The 14,652-nt window shown below is 59.4% G+C and carries 14 protein-coding genes; 6 read left to right on the forward strand and 8 right to left on the reverse strand.

The features are described from left to right. Nucleotides 1–7: 7 nt before the first annotated feature. Nucleotides 8–1,594: a RimK family protein gene (locus tag KW846_RS06905; protein WP_256356637.1), complete on the reverse strand. Its 1,587-nt coding sequence runs from the start codon at nt 1,592–1,594 to the stop codon at nt 8–10. Nucleotides 1,595–1,687: 93 nt separating this feature from the next. On the opposite strand from KW846_RS06905, the gene KW846_RS06910 reads away from it, so the two are divergent. Further along, nucleotides 1,688–2,785 (forward strand): GNAT family N-acetyltransferase/peptidase C39 family protein, encoded by a 1,098-nt coding sequence (locus KW846_RS06910; protein WP_218481734.1) that lies wholly within the window; start codon nt 1,688–1,690, stop codon nt 2,783–2,785. Nucleotides 2,786–2,886: 101 nt separating this feature from the next. On the opposite strand, the gene KW846_RS06915 is transcribed toward KW846_RS06910, so the two are convergent. Both KW846_RS06915 and KW846_RS06920 read right to left on the reverse strand, forming a co-directional pair. Continuing rightward, nucleotides 2,887–4,038, reverse strand: coding sequence for a PQQ-dependent sugar dehydrogenase (locus KW846_RS06915; protein ID WP_218481735.1), 1,152 nt, complete (start codon nt 4,036–4,038; stop codon nt 2,887–2,889). A gap of 65 nt (nt 4,039–4,103) precedes the next feature. Beyond that, nucleotides 4,104–4,451, reverse strand: a complete 348-nt coding sequence (locus tag KW846_RS06920) for a hypothetical protein (RefSeq protein ID WP_218481736.1) — start codon at nt 4,449–4,451, stop codon at nt 4,104–4,106. A gap of 193 nt (nt 4,452–4,644) precedes the next feature. On the opposite strand from KW846_RS06920, the gene KW846_RS06925 reads away from it, so the two are divergent. Continuing rightward, a complete protein-coding gene (locus tag KW846_RS06925) occupies nt 4,645–5,505 on the forward strand; it encodes a Ku protein (protein WP_218481737.1) in 861 nt (286 codons plus the stop codon). 50 nt (nt 5,506–5,555) lie between these two features. On the opposite strand, the gene lpxO is transcribed toward KW846_RS06925, so the two are convergent. Next, nucleotides 5,556–6,455 carry a lipid A hydroxylase LpxO gene (gene lpxO, locus KW846_RS06930; RefSeq protein WP_218481738.1) on the reverse strand — a complete coding sequence of 300 codons (900 nt, stop codon included), beginning with the start codon at nt 6,453–6,455 and terminating at the stop codon, nt 5,556–5,558. A 488-nt stretch (nt 6,456–6,943) separates the two neighbouring features. On the opposite strand from lpxO, the gene KW846_RS06935 reads away from it, so the two are divergent. Together KW846_RS06935 and KW846_RS06940 are read left to right on the forward strand one after the other, a co-directional pair. Further along, a complete protein-coding gene (locus KW846_RS06935) occupies nt 6,944–8,530 on the forward strand; it encodes an ABC-F family ATPase (protein ID WP_033044478.1) in 1,587 nt (528 codons plus the stop codon). Nucleotides 8,531–8,798: 268 nt separating this feature from the next. Continuing rightward, nucleotides 8,799–9,986 (forward strand): MFS transporter, encoded by a 1,188-nt coding sequence (locus KW846_RS06940; RefSeq protein WP_218481739.1) that lies wholly within the window; start codon nt 8,799–8,801, stop codon nt 9,984–9,986. Nucleotides 9,987–10,002: 16 nt separating this feature from the next. Here the strand turns inward: KW846_RS06940 and KW846_RS06945 are convergent, their stop codons facing one another. Together KW846_RS06945 and KW846_RS06950 are read right to left on the reverse strand one after the other, a co-directional pair. Next, nucleotides 10,003–11,040 (reverse strand): dienelactone hydrolase, encoded by a 1,038-nt coding sequence (locus tag KW846_RS06945; protein WP_218481740.1) that lies wholly within the window; start codon nt 11,038–11,040, stop codon nt 10,003–10,005. 167 nt (nt 11,041–11,207) lie between these two features. Beyond that, nucleotides 11,208–11,819, reverse strand: coding sequence for an FMN-dependent NADH-azoreductase (locus KW846_RS06950; RefSeq protein WP_218481741.1), 612 nt, complete (start codon nt 11,817–11,819; stop codon nt 11,208–11,210). Nucleotides 11,820–11,950: 131 nt separating this feature from the next. On the opposite strand from KW846_RS06950, the gene KW846_RS06955 reads away from it, so the two are divergent. Both KW846_RS06955 and KW846_RS06960 read left to right on the forward strand, forming a co-directional pair. Next, nucleotides 11,951–12,859, forward strand: coding sequence for a LysR substrate-binding domain-containing protein (locus KW846_RS06955; RefSeq protein ID WP_218481742.1), 909 nt, complete (start codon nt 11,951–11,953; stop codon nt 12,857–12,859). Then, a complete protein-coding gene (locus KW846_RS06960) occupies nt 12,856–13,215 on the forward strand; it encodes an MmcQ/YjbR family DNA-binding protein (protein ID WP_218478533.1) in 360 nt (119 codons plus the stop codon). The genes KW846_RS06955 and KW846_RS06960 overlap by 4 nt, the downstream gene beginning before the upstream one ends. An 11-nt stretch (nt 13,216–13,226) precedes the next feature. Here the strand turns inward: KW846_RS06960 and KW846_RS06965 are convergent, their stop codons facing one another. Together KW846_RS06965 and KW846_RS06970 are read right to left on the reverse strand one after the other, a co-directional pair. Further along, a complete protein-coding gene (locus tag KW846_RS06965; RefSeq protein ID WP_218478535.1) occupies nt 13,227–13,655 on the reverse strand; it encodes a DUF1294 domain-containing protein in 429 nt (142 codons plus the stop codon). Continuing rightward, on the reverse strand, nt 13,652–14,482 hold the full coding sequence (locus KW846_RS06970; RefSeq protein ID WP_104447227.1) for an undecaprenyl-diphosphate phosphatase: 831 nt from the start codon (nt 14,480–14,482) through the stop codon (nt 13,652–13,654). Before KW846_RS06970 ends, KW846_RS06965 begins: the two co-directional genes overlap by 4 nt. Between the last annotated feature and the right edge of the window lie 170 nt (nt 14,483–14,652).

The raw sequence follows: 14,652 nt of genomic DNA on the forward strand, positions 1-14,652 counted from the left end.
CGCAGCTTCACCAGGCCTGGCCGCGACGTTTAAGCTCCAGGCGCCGAACGAACTCCTCCAGCACCAGTGAATACAGATCGTCCTGCAGGTAGGCGTCCTCGATGCCGGCGTCCATGTTCGGGTTGTCGTTGACCTCGATCACCACCACTTTGTCGCCGGACTGTTTGAGGTCGACCCCGTAGAGGCCGTCGCCGATCAGGTTGGCCGTCTTCACCGCCAGTTCCACCACCGCCCGCGGCGCTTCGTGAACCGCCAGGGTGCGGCATTCACCATTGATGTCCTGGCCCTTGGCCTTGTGGTTGTAGATTTGCCAGTGGCCCTTGGACATGAAGTACTGGCAGGCAAAGATCGGTTTGCGGTTGAGCACGCCAATGCGCCAGTCGTACTCGGTGTAGAAGAACTCCTGGGCCAGCAGCAGCACCGAGTGTTCGAACAGTTCGGCGGTGGCTTCGAGCAACAACTGCTGGCTCTCGACCTTGATCACGCCCCGGGAGAAACAACCGTCGGGGATCTTCAACACCAGCGGAAAGCCCAGTCGTTCGCCAACCCGTTCGAAGTCTTCCGGTCGCTCCTTGTAGAGGATTTCAGTGGCGGGCATGCCCAGTTGATGACTCTTGAGCAGGTCGGTCAGATACACCTTGTTGGTGCAGCGCAGGATCGACGTCGGGTCGTCCATCACCACCAGCCCTTCGCTCTCGGCTTTCTTGGCGAAGCGATAAGTATGGTTGTCGACGCTGGTGGTCTCGCGGATCAACAAACCGTCGTATTCGGCAATCCGTGCATAGTCCTTGCGCTCGATCAGTTCGACGTCGATGCCCAGGGTCCTGCCGACCCGGACGAAATTGTCCAGCGCCCTGGCATTCGACGGTGGCAGGGCTTCCTCGGGATCGTGCAGGATGGCCAGGTCGTAGCGGGCCAGCCGTCGTGAGCGTGGCAGGCGCCAGATCTTGCGACTGAAACTGTCGAGGGAATGGGCAAATTGATCTTCCTGGTCTTCCCGCAACTTGTGCAATGCACCCGACTTGATGCCTTCGATATGCCAGCCGTTAGTTCGGCGAAATTCAACTAACAAGATCGGACAGGCAAACACTTCAAATAATTGCCTGGCCAAATCCTGCAAAGGTTCGATATTGGTCTTGCCGAAATACAACGTCAGGGTAAACCCTTCGGTGTCACTGTAGGCATGATGACTGAGGGCTTTTTCCAGGGTTTTATCCAGGTCGTCCAGCGCCAGGCCATAAAGGGATTTGCGGGTCAGTTCGCTGATGGTTCGCACCGACGGAATGACCTTGTGCCCACGGGCTTCAGCCAGCAGCGAGCAGTAGTAACCGTGCCCCAGGTACTTGTAACTGCGGCACAGGTTGATGACCTGCACGCGCTTGCCCTGCTCATTGTCGCGGGTTCGCTCCAGATATTCCTGGGCCGTGACGATGTCCTCGCTGGGAAAATAGGAGACCCAGTCTTCCTTGCGTTCGACGATGATAATCAACTGGCTGGAAGTTTTATTGGAATCATTTAAATAAGTTGCCGAAGTGATTGCCGTCGGCAAAGTTTGCTCGGATACTTCGCGCCAATGACCTTGTACCGCTGACATAGTGATTGATCCGTTGGAGAACAAGACCTTTCCTATTAAGCACGAACTTTTTCGAAAGTCCCGTTTCGTTACGCAACTTTTACGGCGGTCATTATGAATACAGTTTTTCGTTTAGCGGTAATAGAGGACTTACCCGCACTGCTGCAACTTGAAGAGCAATGCTTTACCACCGACCGGCTCAACAGCCGCAGCTTTCAATGGATGATCAGCCGCGCCAACGGGCAACTGCTCGTGGCCCAGCGCGGCGAACATCTGCTGGGTTACGCCCTGGTGCTTTTCCATCGAGGTACGTCGCTGGCGCGTCTCTATTCGATCGCCATCGCGGCTCAGGCGCGGGGCAATGGCCTGGGCAAGCAGCTGCTCGATCGCACTGAAGCCATTGCCCTGGAACACGATTGCGCCTATTTGCGTCTGGAGGTGCGTCTCGACAATCCGGCGGCGATTGCCCTGTATGAACGTAACGGGTACCGGCGCTTTGCCCTGATCCACGACTACTATCAGGACCACGCCGATGCGTTGCGCCTGGAAAAACGCATCCTCCAGCACCGCGAATCACGCAACATTCAAGTGCCCTACTACCCGCAGACCACCGATTTCACCTGCGGTCCGGCCTGCCTGCTCATGGCCATGGGCGCGTTGCAGCCGGGGCGTTTGCTGGAGCGGCGTGAAGAACTGCAAATCTGGCGCGAGGCAACCACCGTGTTCATGACCTCCGGCCACGGGGGTTGCAGCCCGCAAGGTCTGGCATTGGCGGCCTGGCGCCGCGAGTTTCGGGTGCGCCTGCAACTGAGCAAGGCCGGGCCATTGTTCCTTGACGGGGTGCGCGATGAGCATAAAAAAGACGTAATGCGCCTGGTGCACGAAGAGTTCACCGCGCAGCTGCTTGCCAGTGACGTCGTGTGCGAGATCGGCGGGCCACTGAATCTTGCACAACTGCTGGAGCATGGCGGGCAACCGTTGGTGCTGATCAGCAGCTATCGCCTGACCCGCTCCAAATCGCCGCACTGGGTGATAGTGACCGATTGCGATGACGAATTTGTCTACCTGCACGATCCCGATGTGGACCACAGCCAGCATCGCCAGGCCATGGACTGCCAGCACCTGCCGGTCAGCCATGGGGAGTTCGAGAAGATGTGTAGCTTTGGCCGGGACAAATTGAGGGCGGCTGTGATTGTGTATGGACAGAAGTAGTCGCTATTTCTGTGCTGGTTCTCACACCGCCTTCGCGCTCCCACACTTGAAATGCATTCCCCTGTGGGAGCGGGCTTGCTCGCGAAGGCAGCGTGTGGGCCTCACTTCAATCCGACTTTATACAACGCACCATCCTCTTCATCGGTCAACACATACAAATACCCATCCGGCCCCTGTCGCACGTCGCGAATGCGCTTTCTCAACGTTCCGAGCAAACGCTCCTCGTGCACCACCTTGTCGCCATCGAACTCGAGACGGATCAGCTCCTGGCTGACCAACGCACCGATGAACACGTTGCCTTGCCAGGCCTTGAAACGATCGGAATCGTAGAACGCCATGCCGCTCAGGCCCGGGGACTTTTCCAAGACATGGTTCGGGGCAACGGTACCTTCAACGGTTTCCCCCCTGGCTTCGGGAATCGGTTTACCGGAGTAGTTGATGCCATGGGTCGCCAGTGGCCAGCCGTAATTCCTGCCCCGCTCGATGATGTTGATTTCATCGCCGCCCAGAGGGCCATGTTCGTTTTCCCACAGTGTGCCGTTCCACGGGTTGAGCGCCGCGCCTTGCGGGTTACGCTGGCCGTAGGACCAGATTTCCGGGCGCACGTTGGCCTGGCCGACAAAGGGGTTGTCCTTGGGCACCGTGCCGTCCGGGTAGACTCGCACCACCTTGCCTTGCAACTTGTCGAGATCCTGGGCGGTCGAGCGCTCGTTGTTTTCCCCCAGCGTCACGAACAGATAGCCGTCGCGGTCGAACACCATTCGCGAACCAAAATGGTTGCCTTCCGAGAGTTTGGGTTCCTGGCGCAGGATCACCTGGAAGTCCTTGATGGCCGTCAGGTCGTCGGAGAGCCGGCCGCGCCCCACCGCAGTACCGGCCTTGTTATCCTCTCCACCCCCTTCGGCATAGGACAGATAGACCATCCGGTCCTGTTTGAAATCGGGTGACAAAGCGACGTCGAGCAAGCCGCCCTGGGCCTTGGCCCAGACCGTCGGCACGCCATTGAGCGGTGCCGACAGCTTGCCATCGGCGCTGACCAGCCGCAGGTTGCCGGGACGCTCGGTGACCAGCATGTTTTTACCATCCGGCAGGAATGCCAGTGCCCAAGGGTGCTCCAACCCCGTCACGACGGTGGTCACCTCGAGTGTGCCTTCTTCGCTTTTCATTGTCTGGGTGGGCGCGGCAAGCACAGGAACAGTGGCGGTGATCAATACGCTGGCACAGAGTATTGCCAATGGGTTTTTGAGCAACATGCAGACTCCTTTTCTGATGACCCATGGGGTCTGAAAAAATAGTGGCCACGCGTCATGCCGGCCACTCAACGGTTGCCGGTGCCGGCGTCGCGTGGCGCAGGATTGGGAATGAATGTCGGCGGGCTGGCGGGAGCGCTCCGCTCGGGATATCGATTGCCGATGCCGCCGTTGTCCAGTGTCGGCGGGCGCGGGACCGGCACGGTATTGGGCCCGCGAATGGCCGGGGCACTGGGACGGGTGCCTTGCATGCTGTTGGGGTTGGCCCGGTTGATCGGGCTGCTGTAAGGATTGTTGTTGGTGCTGCCCGGCAGGTTCTGGGCCACGCGCAACAAAGCAGAGGTGTCGGCCTCGACCAGTGGCACCAGCATGGCACTCAAGGCCAGCGCAATGGCGCCAGACACGTATCGGTTCATGGAAGGGCCTCGCTACGTCACGTGGATAAGGACTTCGATATCACGCTACGCCCGGGGTTCGTATTTGTTAACAAAAACCTCCCCGGCAAGATGTAACACGACGTTGATCCGATTAAAGGAACGGCCCCACAGACCACGGAAACTTTTGCTCGAGGCCGCAGGTCACCTGAACATCACTCGCGAGTAGACGACCATGGCACGGGCAATCTGGAAAGGCGCAATCAGCTTCGGACTGGTGCATATCCCCGTGGCGCTGGTCTCGGCAACGTCCTCCCAAGGCGTCGATTTCGACTGGCTCGACAGCCGCAGCATGGACCCGGTGGGCTATAAGCGTGTCAACAAGGTCACGGGCAAGGAAGTCCCCAAGGAGCACATCGTCAAGGGCGTACAATACGAAAAGGGCCGGTACGTGGTGCTCAGTGAGGAGGAGATCCGCAGCGCGCACCCGCTGTCGACCCAGACCATCGACATTTTTTCCTTTGTCGACGGCGAGCAGATTCCCTTGCAGAACATCGACACGCCTTACTATCTGGCGCCCGACAAGCGCGGCGGCAAAGTCTATGCACTGCTGCGCGAAACCCTGAGCAAAACCGGCAAGGTCGCCCTCGCCCATGTGGTACTGCATACCCGCCAGCACCTGGCCGCGCTGATGCCGCTGGAGTCTGCGCTGGTGCTGGTGATGCTGCGCTGGCCGGCGGAAGTCCGAAGCCTCGATGAGTTGGCGCTGGGCAGCGAAGTGACCCGGCCGGAACTGGCCAAGGGCGAACTGGACATGGCCAGGCGCCTGGTGGAGGACATGAGCGCCCAGTGGACGCCGCAAGACTATCGGGATGGTTTCGAGGACAAGATCATGGCCCTGGTGGACAAGAAGGCCCATGAAGGCAAGATCGAAGACGTCGAGACAGCCTCGGGTGAAGAGCTACGGAAAACGGCGGATGTCATTGACCTGACCGAGCTGCTCAAGCGAAGCCTGGGCAGCAAGGGTACCGGGAAGGCAACGGCCAGGCCGAAGGCGAGCAGCAAACCGGCGGCGAAGAAGAAAGCCACTAAGTGATTGGCTGGATGTCCCGGCTTCACCCACTGAACGCCGCCCGGACATACCCCTCAGATCAGAATGATGACCACCAGCAAGCCGGCGAAGATCGACCACTTTTCGAGGTAGTAAAGCTTGCGGTTGCGCTTTTTCAGTTGCTTGCCATACAGGCGAACCTTGTAGATCTTGCCGAACAGGCGGTTGAGGCCGCCGGTCCTGTCGCCCGCCTCGTTGGGCGCACCCGCCGCCGACATGACATGCCGACTGAACCAGCGATTGAATGCCGCTGCCCACCTGTATTTCATCGGCCGCTCGACGTCGCAGAACAAAATGATTCGGTTCTGCTGCGTGGTGTTTTCCGCGTAATGAATGTAGGTCTCATCGAACATCACCGCTTCGCCATCACGCCAATGGTAGTCCTGGCCATCGACATTGATGTAGCAACCCTCGGCGTTGGGGGTTTCGAGCCCCAGGTGATAACGGTACGAACCGGCATACGGGTCGCGGTGGCGCACCAGCCTGGATCCCGGTGGCAACTCGGCGAACATTGCCGCCTTGATCGAACCAATGCCCTGCACCAGCTCCGTGGTGCGCGGGCAGAGCTTCATGGCCGATGGATGGCTGTCGCCGTACCACTTGAGATAGAAGCGCTTCCAGCCGGTCTTGAAAAACGAGTTGAAACCGACGTCATCGAATTGGTCCGAACGCTTGATCTCGCCGGCCCGGAGCAAATTCTGGCCTTCGGCACGAATTTCTTCCCAGTGCGCCTGCAGCGGACTCAGGTCGGGGAAGTCGGCCGGATCGAGATAGGGTTTGTTGGGGATTTTCGAAAACAGATAAAGAAAGCAATTGATCGGCGCCAGAAACGTCGAGTGATCACTCAACTGGCGGCCCAGCTTATGGCGCACTTGGCCACGCAGGTGGACATACGCAATAGAGACAACGTAGATAACGGTAATGATCAGTTTCACGGAAATCGTCACACGTCAGAAGAAAACAAACTGCGCCCTGTACCGGCGTGCCGGTCCCCAGGTCTTGTGCAGCGGCTGAAAACGAAACAGCGGCCCTGTAGCGCCATCGAGCTGCTCCGACGATCGGCGCTCAGCTGACGGATGGCATTTTAGCCACAGTTTGTAACCAATAGTTAACCTGTAACTGTGAAAAACTGTCTACAAAATCCGCCGAAACGTCACTGCGGCCTCAACGCCCTATCGTTTAAAGAGCCAGACCAGTACAATCGCCGCCAAACTTTACGCCCCCCCAGGTTGAAAGCGGAAAAATCCCCTTTCAGCGCACGTTGACTCGGGTCAGGCGCGCCACATGCTGCTGTCCACTTAATGCCAGATGGAACTTCCACTGCCGATCGGGATGAATATCCTGAGGTCCGGACAGTGGAAACGGGTACTGAACCGGTACTGCCGCAACCCTAGCTACTCTGAATGCTTCGCAGGAAAAACCTTTGATTTCTACAGCTAACATCACGATGCAGTTCGGCGCCAAGCCGCTCTTCGAAAACGTTTCGGTCAAGTTCAACGGTGGCAACCGTTACGGCCTGATCGGCGCCAACGGTTGCGGCAAGTCGACCTTCATGAAGATCCTCGGCGGCGACCTCGAGCCGTCCGGCGGCCAGGTCATGCTGGAGCCGAACGTGCGCCTGGGTAAATTGCGCCAGGACCAGTTCGCCTACGAAGAATTCACCGTGATCGACACCGTGATCATGGGTCACGAAGAGCTGTGGAAGGTCAAGGCCGAGCGCGACCGCATCTACTCGCTGCCGGAAATGAGCGAAGAAGACGGCATGGCCGTGGCCGAGCTGGAAACCGAATTCGCCGAAATGGATGGCTACACCGCCGAATCCCGCGCCGGTGAACTGCTGCTGGGCCTGGGTATTCCCCTGGAACAGCATTTTGGTCCGATGTCTGAAGTGGCTCCGGGCTGGAAACTGCGCGTATTGCTGGCCCAGGCGCTGTTCTCCGATCCGGAAGTGCTGTTGCTCGACGAACCGACCAACCACCTGGACATCAACACCATTCGCTGGCTGGAATCGATTCTCACCGTGCGTAACAGCACCATGATCATCATTTCCCACGACCGTCACTTCCTCAACAGTGTCTGCACCCACATGGCCGACCTGGACTATGGCGAGCTGCGCCTGTTCCCGGGCAACTACGACGAGTACATGACCGCGGCGACCCAGTCCCGCGAGCAACTGCTGTCGGACAACGCCAAGAAGAAAGCCCAGATCGCCGAACTGCAAACGTTCGTCAGCCGCTTCTCGGCCAACGCCTCGAAAGCCAAGCAGGCCACTTCCCGCGCCAAGCAGATCGACAAGATCCAGCTGGCCGAAGTCAAGCCATCGAGCCGCGTGAGCCCGTTCATCCGCTTCGAACAGACCAAGAAACTGCACCGCCAGGCCGTGACCATCGAGCAGATGTCCAAGGGCTTCGACGGCAAGACCCTGTTCAAGAACTTCAGCTTCACCGTCGAAGCCGGCGAGCGCGTGGCGATCATCGGCCCGAACGGTATCGGCAAGACCACCCTGCTGCGTACCTTGATGGGTGAGCTGACCCCGGACGCCGGTTCCGTGAAATGGACCGAAAGCGCGGAACTGGGCTACTACGCCCAGGACCATGCCCATGACTTCGAAGACGACGTCAGCCTGTTTGACTGGATGGGCCAGTGGACCCAGGGCGAGCAGATCATCCGTGGCACGCTGGGTCGCATGCTGTTCTCCAACGACGAGATCCTCAAGTCGGTCAAGGTCATTTCCGGTGGTGAGCAAGGCCGCATGCTGTTCGGCAAGCTGATCCTGCAAAAGCCGAACGTTCTGGTGATGGACGAACCGACCAACCACCTGGACATGGAATCCATCGAGGCGCTGAACCTGGCGCTGGAAAACTACCCGGGCACGCTGATCTTCGTCAGCCACGACCGTGAGTTCGTATCGTCCCTGGCCACCCGCATCATCGAGTTGAGCCCGAACGGCGTGACCGACTTCAGCGGCACCTATGATGATTACCTGCGCAGCCAGGGTGTGGTGTTCTAAGGGCAGCTATTGGTTTCAAGCTACAAGCGGCAAGTTAAAAGCCCTGTCCATGTGACGGGGCTTTTTGTGTTTCATGGCCAGGATTTTGTTGGGTGCCGAATCCTTCGCGAGCAAGCCCGCTCCCACAGGGGAATGCGTTCCAAATGTGGGAGCGGGCTTGCTCGCGAAGTGGCCTTCAAGAACAGCGATAATTAGTTAGCCTGCTTCCTTTTATCCTACCGCCGCGCCATGATGCAGTTCTCCCACCGCCGCCCGCGAACGAGCCCTCATGTCTGTGCAGCAAGTGCCCCCGCAAAGCGCCATGGCGATCACCCTGCAGATCGTCTCCATCGTGTTCTACACCTTTATTGCCTTCCTCTGCATCGGTTTGCCGATTGCGGTATTGCCGGGTTATGTCCACGAACAACTGGGGTTCAGCGCCATCGTGGCCGGGCTGACCATCGGCTCGCAATACCTCGCTACCCTGCTCAGCCGCCCCATGGCCGGGCGCATGTCGGACAGCGTCGGCACCAAGCGGGCGATCATCTATGGCTTGTCCGGGATTGTGCTCAGTGGCCTGCTGACGCTGCTGTCGACCCTGTTGCAAGACTTTCCGTTGCTCAGCCTGCTGGTCCTCATCGCCGGGCGCTTGTTGCTGGGCATTGCCCAAGGCTTGATCGGCGTCGGCACCATCAGTTGGTGCATGGGTCAGGTGGGCGCCGAGCACACCGCGCGGTCGATTTCCTGGAACGGCATCGCCTCCTATGGTGCGATTGCGATTGGGGCGCCACTGGGCGTGGTCATGGTGCAACAACTCGGTTTCGCCAGCCTGGGCATCGCCCTGTCGCTGCTGGCCCTGGCTGCATTGTTACTGATTCGCAACAAGCCCTCCGTACCAGTGGTACGCGGTGAACGCCTGCCGTTTTGGGCGGTGTTCGGACGCATTGCGCCGTTTGGCGCGAGCCTGAGCCTGGCTTCCATCGGCTACGGCACCCTGACGACTTTTATCACCTTGTATTACGTCAATCGCGGCTGGACCGGTGCCGCCTATTGCCTGACCGTGTTCGGGGTCTGTTTCATTCTGTCGCGGCTGCTGTTCATTTCCGCCATCAACCGGTTCGGCGGGTTCACCTGCGCCATTGCCTGCATGTGCATCGAGACGGTGGGCCTGGTACTGCTGTGGCTGGCCCCGTCGACCGGGTACGCGCTGATTGGCGCCGGCCTGACCGGCTTCGGCCTGTCGCTGGTGTACCCGGCGCTGGGCGTCGAGGCCATCAAACAGGTGCCCAATTCCAGCCGGGGCGCAGGCTTGAGTGCCTATGCGGTGTTTTTCGACCTGGCGCTGGCGATTGCCGGCCCGCTGATGGGCGCGATTGCATTGAACTTGGGGTATTCGTGGATATTCTTCAGTGCGGCGTTGTTGTCGGTGACCGGACTGGGACTGACTCTGCTGCTCAAGCACCGCGCCTTGGCTTGAGCTCCTACAAAAGAATCTATTGATCGGCGGTCTGCATCCCGGCCCGGGTCGCCCTGCCCAGGGTGCGTGAGAAGAAACTTCCGGCTTCAGAGATCAGATTGCGGTGGATGTCTTGCCGATCGACGCCATCGGCATCGGTACACAGCGCGGGCATGATCGCGAACTGCTCGTCATTGCACGGCGCCATGAAAACGAAGTGCCCTGCTCCCGCCAGTAACTTGAAGTCAGGCGCCGTCGGCAACTTGCGCGCCAGTGCCGCGGCGTTCTTGTCGACCGCTACCAGCTTGTCACCATCGCCGCTGTAAAGCAGCACCGGCACGTGCACATCGGCCAGGGTGTGGCGACCGAACTTCAGACTTAGCGGCGCCATCAGCATCAAGGCGTGCACGCGTGGGTCCGCCACCGGCTGCAGGTCGTCGCGATCGACAATCAATTCACCCTGAGTGTTGCAGGCATCGCGGTCGTCCGGACGTTCCTGGCAATAACGGCGCAGGCGATCGAGGTCCGGCGTGGCGCCGGACAGAATCAATGCGGTCTCGCCACCGGCCGAATAACCAATGACACCGACCTGATCGGCATTGACGAAGGGGGACAGCATGCGGTCGCCCAGGGTGGCCGTGATGGCTTCGGAAATCTGGATCGGCCGCCCGTACAGGTTACTCAAAGTACCGAGGCGGCTGTGGTCCCTGGAGTTGTCACCGGGGTGGATCACCGCCACCACGACGAAACCCTTGCGTGCCAGCGAGGTGGCGAGGTCGTGCAACGCCAGGGGGGTGCCGGTGTTGCCGTGGGACAGCATCAGCATCGGGAACCGGCCAATGGCGACCTTGGTGTCCTCCCCGGCTTCGACGGTATAACCCTCGAGTTTGCTGGTGTGCTCCCAATCACTGGAAGGATAGAAGGCGATGGCGCGCATCGGCTGCAGGTCCAGTGGGTCGAGAAACGTCATCTCATGGAAGCCGACGCTCCAATGCGGATGCGGTGCAGGCGCGGCGTGCACTGTATTCAAGCTGCTGAGCAGGCAAATCAGTAAAGTTGCACAAAGACGCACCATGGGATGCCCCACCTTGTTACCGGACTTGAGACGTACACCCTGGACTGCATAAGTCGGGCCACACCTGAAACGACCAGAAACAAAAAACTCCGTAGCTGGTACTTGCGTAACCAGAATACAGAGTTTTTTGGGCTTTACCTGAACGGTTGCTAACTTTTACGCAAGCCTTACGCAGCGGCGAACAACCGCTCGCTGATTCGCGCGTGAGCAGCGCTCATGGCTTTGCTGCGTACGTCGTCACCGTAAGCCAGGCCTTCGGCGCGGACGATTTCGATGTCGGTGATACCGATGAAACCGAACAGCAACTTCAAATATTCTTCGTGGGCAACACCGGTTGCCTGACCGGCGTGCATGCCGCCGGAAGTCGAAACGATCACCACTTTCTTGCCGCCGCACAGGCCTTCAGGGCCGGCTTCGGTGTAGCGGAAGGTCTGGCCGGCGACGGCAATGCGATCGATCCAGGCCTTCAACTGAGTCGGGATGGTGAAGTTGTACATTGGTGCAGCGATCACTACGGCATCGGCAGCCAGGAATTCGGCCAGGGTCGAGGCGCTCAGTTCGGCTTCGTGCTCTTGTGCGGCGTTGCGCAGTTCAGCGGTGGTGCCGGCGGCGACCAGGGTAGTGGAAGAGAAATGGCTGATGGCGTCAGCGGCCAGGTCGCGGTAGGTCACTACGGCGGTCGGCTCGGCAGCTTGCCAGGCCTTGACGACTTCACCGCTCAACTGACGGGAAGCCGAGTTGTCGCCCAGGATGCTCGAATCGATATGCAGCAATTTCATGTGGGATCTCCAAGTGAGGATCGCCCACAAGGGCGATCTGATGGGACTAATCCTACAGACGAAACCAATAGCTGATTAGTCGGCAACAATGCGATAGTTCGTCTCACTGATAGAACAATCGGATTCACATCATGCAAGACCTCAACGACCTGTATTACTTCGCCAAAGTCGTGGAAGCCGGGGGATTCGCGGCAGCCGGACGCTTGCTGGGCATCCCCAAGTCCCGACTGTCGCGGCGCATTGCCGAACTGGAAGAACGCCTGGGTGCACGTTTGCTGCAACGCACCACACGACAGCTGAAACTGACCGCTGTGGGAGAGCGCTACCTCAGGCACTGCCAGGCGATGCTGCTGGAAGCGGAAATGGCCGACGAGGCCGTGGCCAGCATGTCCAGTGAACCCCGCGGGCGTTTGCGGGTGTCCTGCCCGGTCGGGTTGGCCCACGAAATATTACCGGGGGTGATCAGTGACTTTCTCGAACGCTTTCCGCAAGTCCAGCTTGAAGTCATGCTGCTCAACCGCCGGGTTGACCTGGTGAACGAAGGCATTGACGTTGCCCTGCGTGTACGGGAACTGGGCGACGAAGACCCGCTGCTGGTCACTCGCCGCCTGCGTCAGGCGCAGATGCTGATGGTCGCCAGCCCCGGTTTCCTCGCGGGACGTGAGATCAATCACCCCGAAGATCTGAAAAGCCTGCCGGTGCTTGGCGCATTGGAAGCCGACCGCATGGTGCACATCCGCCTGCTGGATCAACAGGGCAAGCGTTGTGAACTTGCGCTCGAGGCCCGGCTGGGCATCGATGACTTTATCGTGCGCAAGGCCAGCACCCTCTCCGGCATCGGCTTTACGATGCTGCCCATGATGTATTGCGAACAGGAGCTGGAAAACGGCTCACTGGTGCAGTTGTTGCCCGAGTGGTCGTTGCCCGGTGGCTGGCTGCAAGCGGTCTATCCTCATCGACGCGGGGTAATGCCGGCGGTACGCGCCTGGATTGACCACCTGGTCGAATCCTTCAATGCCTGTGGGGAACGATTGTTATGAAAGCTGGACGGATGAGCGAAGAGGACGTCGCGAACTTCTGCCTCGCCCTGCCCGGTGCGCGGGAGGATTATAAATGGGGAGGCGTGCGAGTATTTTCGATTGCCGGGAACAAGATGTTCGCCTTGCAGGGCCTGAGGGGTGACTCCCTGGCCTTCAAGGTCGACAAGGATCTGTTTCTCGGTCACTGCGACCGCCCGGGCATTCATCCGGCGCCGTATCTGGCCCGCGCCCAGTGGATCATCATGCAAACGCCCTACCCGCTCGGCAGCGAAGAACTGCAGGGCTTGCTGCAGCGCTCCCACCAATTGGTGGTGAGCAGACTGCCCAGGCGCACTCAAGTCGGACTGTTGCTTTAGGGCTTTGTCTATCAGGTCAAGGCGAACACATGTGCGCCGAGAAACAGGTGATCGATCCAGAACACCTGGTGCAATAGCACGATGATCCAGAACACCAACTGGTACGAGACTTTGCGGGTTTTGTGGCGAAACGCCTGCTGGGCCAGCAACGCTCCGGGCCAGCCGCCGGCGAGCTCCAACGCATGCAAGACGTTTTCCGGCGTACGCCATTGCTCGGCGCGCGCCTTGCGCTTGTCGCTCCAGTACAGGAAAAACGTCACGACGCTGACGATGCCGTAGGCCGCAAGGGGAATCAGCGACTCCCCGTGCAGCCATAACGACAGCGAACCCGACAGCGGCAACGCGCACAGGACTGCAAACAACAGCCACTTCAACCGTGAATGGCGGATCTGTCCCCCGGACGGGCGTCCGGGGTTGTTGCGCGAGCGCGAGTCACTCACGGCTTGGCCGCGCTCCAGTCGACCCAGCCGAACTGCCAGGTCGCCAGGATGATCAGGCCGAACACAATGCGATACCAGGCAAACGCCGCATAGCTATGGTTGGCGATAAACTTGAGCAACCCGCGGACCGCAATCATCGCAAAAATGAACGCGGTGACGAAGCCGATGGCGAACACCGGGAAATCCGCCGGGACAAACAACTGACGGTACTTGTAGCCCGAGTACACCGCCGCGCCAACCATGGTCGGCATCGCCAGGAAGAACGAGAACTCGGTAGCGGTCTTGCGCGACAGGCCGAACAGCAGACCGCCGATGATGGTCGAGCCCGAACGCGAAGTGCCCGGGATCATCGCCAGGCATTGGGCCAGGCCGACTTTCAAGGCATCTTTCCAGGTGATGTCATCCACGGATTCGGCGTGTACTTCATGCTGGCGGCGTTCGGCCCACAACATGATGATCCCGCCCACGACCAGCGCGGTTGCCACGGTGATCGGATTGAACAGGTAATGGTGGATCAGGTCGGCGAAGATCACGCCCAACACCACCGCCGGCAAGAACGCGATCAACAGGTTTGCGGTAAACCGCCGGGCACCCGGCTGGGTTGGCAGACCGATGACCACGTCAAGGATCTTGCGTCGAAACTCCCACACCACCGCCAGGATGGCACCCAGCTGAATGATGATGTTGAACGCCATCGCCCGCTCGCCCCCGAAGCCGAGCAAGTCGGCCACGATGATCTGGTGGCCGGTACTGGAAATGGGCAGGAACTCGGTCAGCCCTTCTACAACCCCAAGAATCAATGCCTGAAAGGCGGTCCAAAGATCCATCAATCCCCCAAAAGGCTATGCGCGCCGGCATGCCCCATTAATATTTTTTCAAATGCTTTCATTGCGCTCAGCGTAGCTGAGGTCCCGCGCATCAAGGATCACCACAGAACCGTTAAAATCCTGTGAAAAAAACAGCTTGAATCAGCTTTACCCGTGCGGGGGGCGAAATC

This window comes from Pseudomonas sp. PDM32 (genome assembly GCF_019219225.1).
GTDB classification, from domain to species: domain Bacteria; phylum Pseudomonadota; class Gammaproteobacteria; order Pseudomonadales; family Pseudomonadaceae; genus Aquipseudomonas; species Aquipseudomonas laurylsulfatiphila.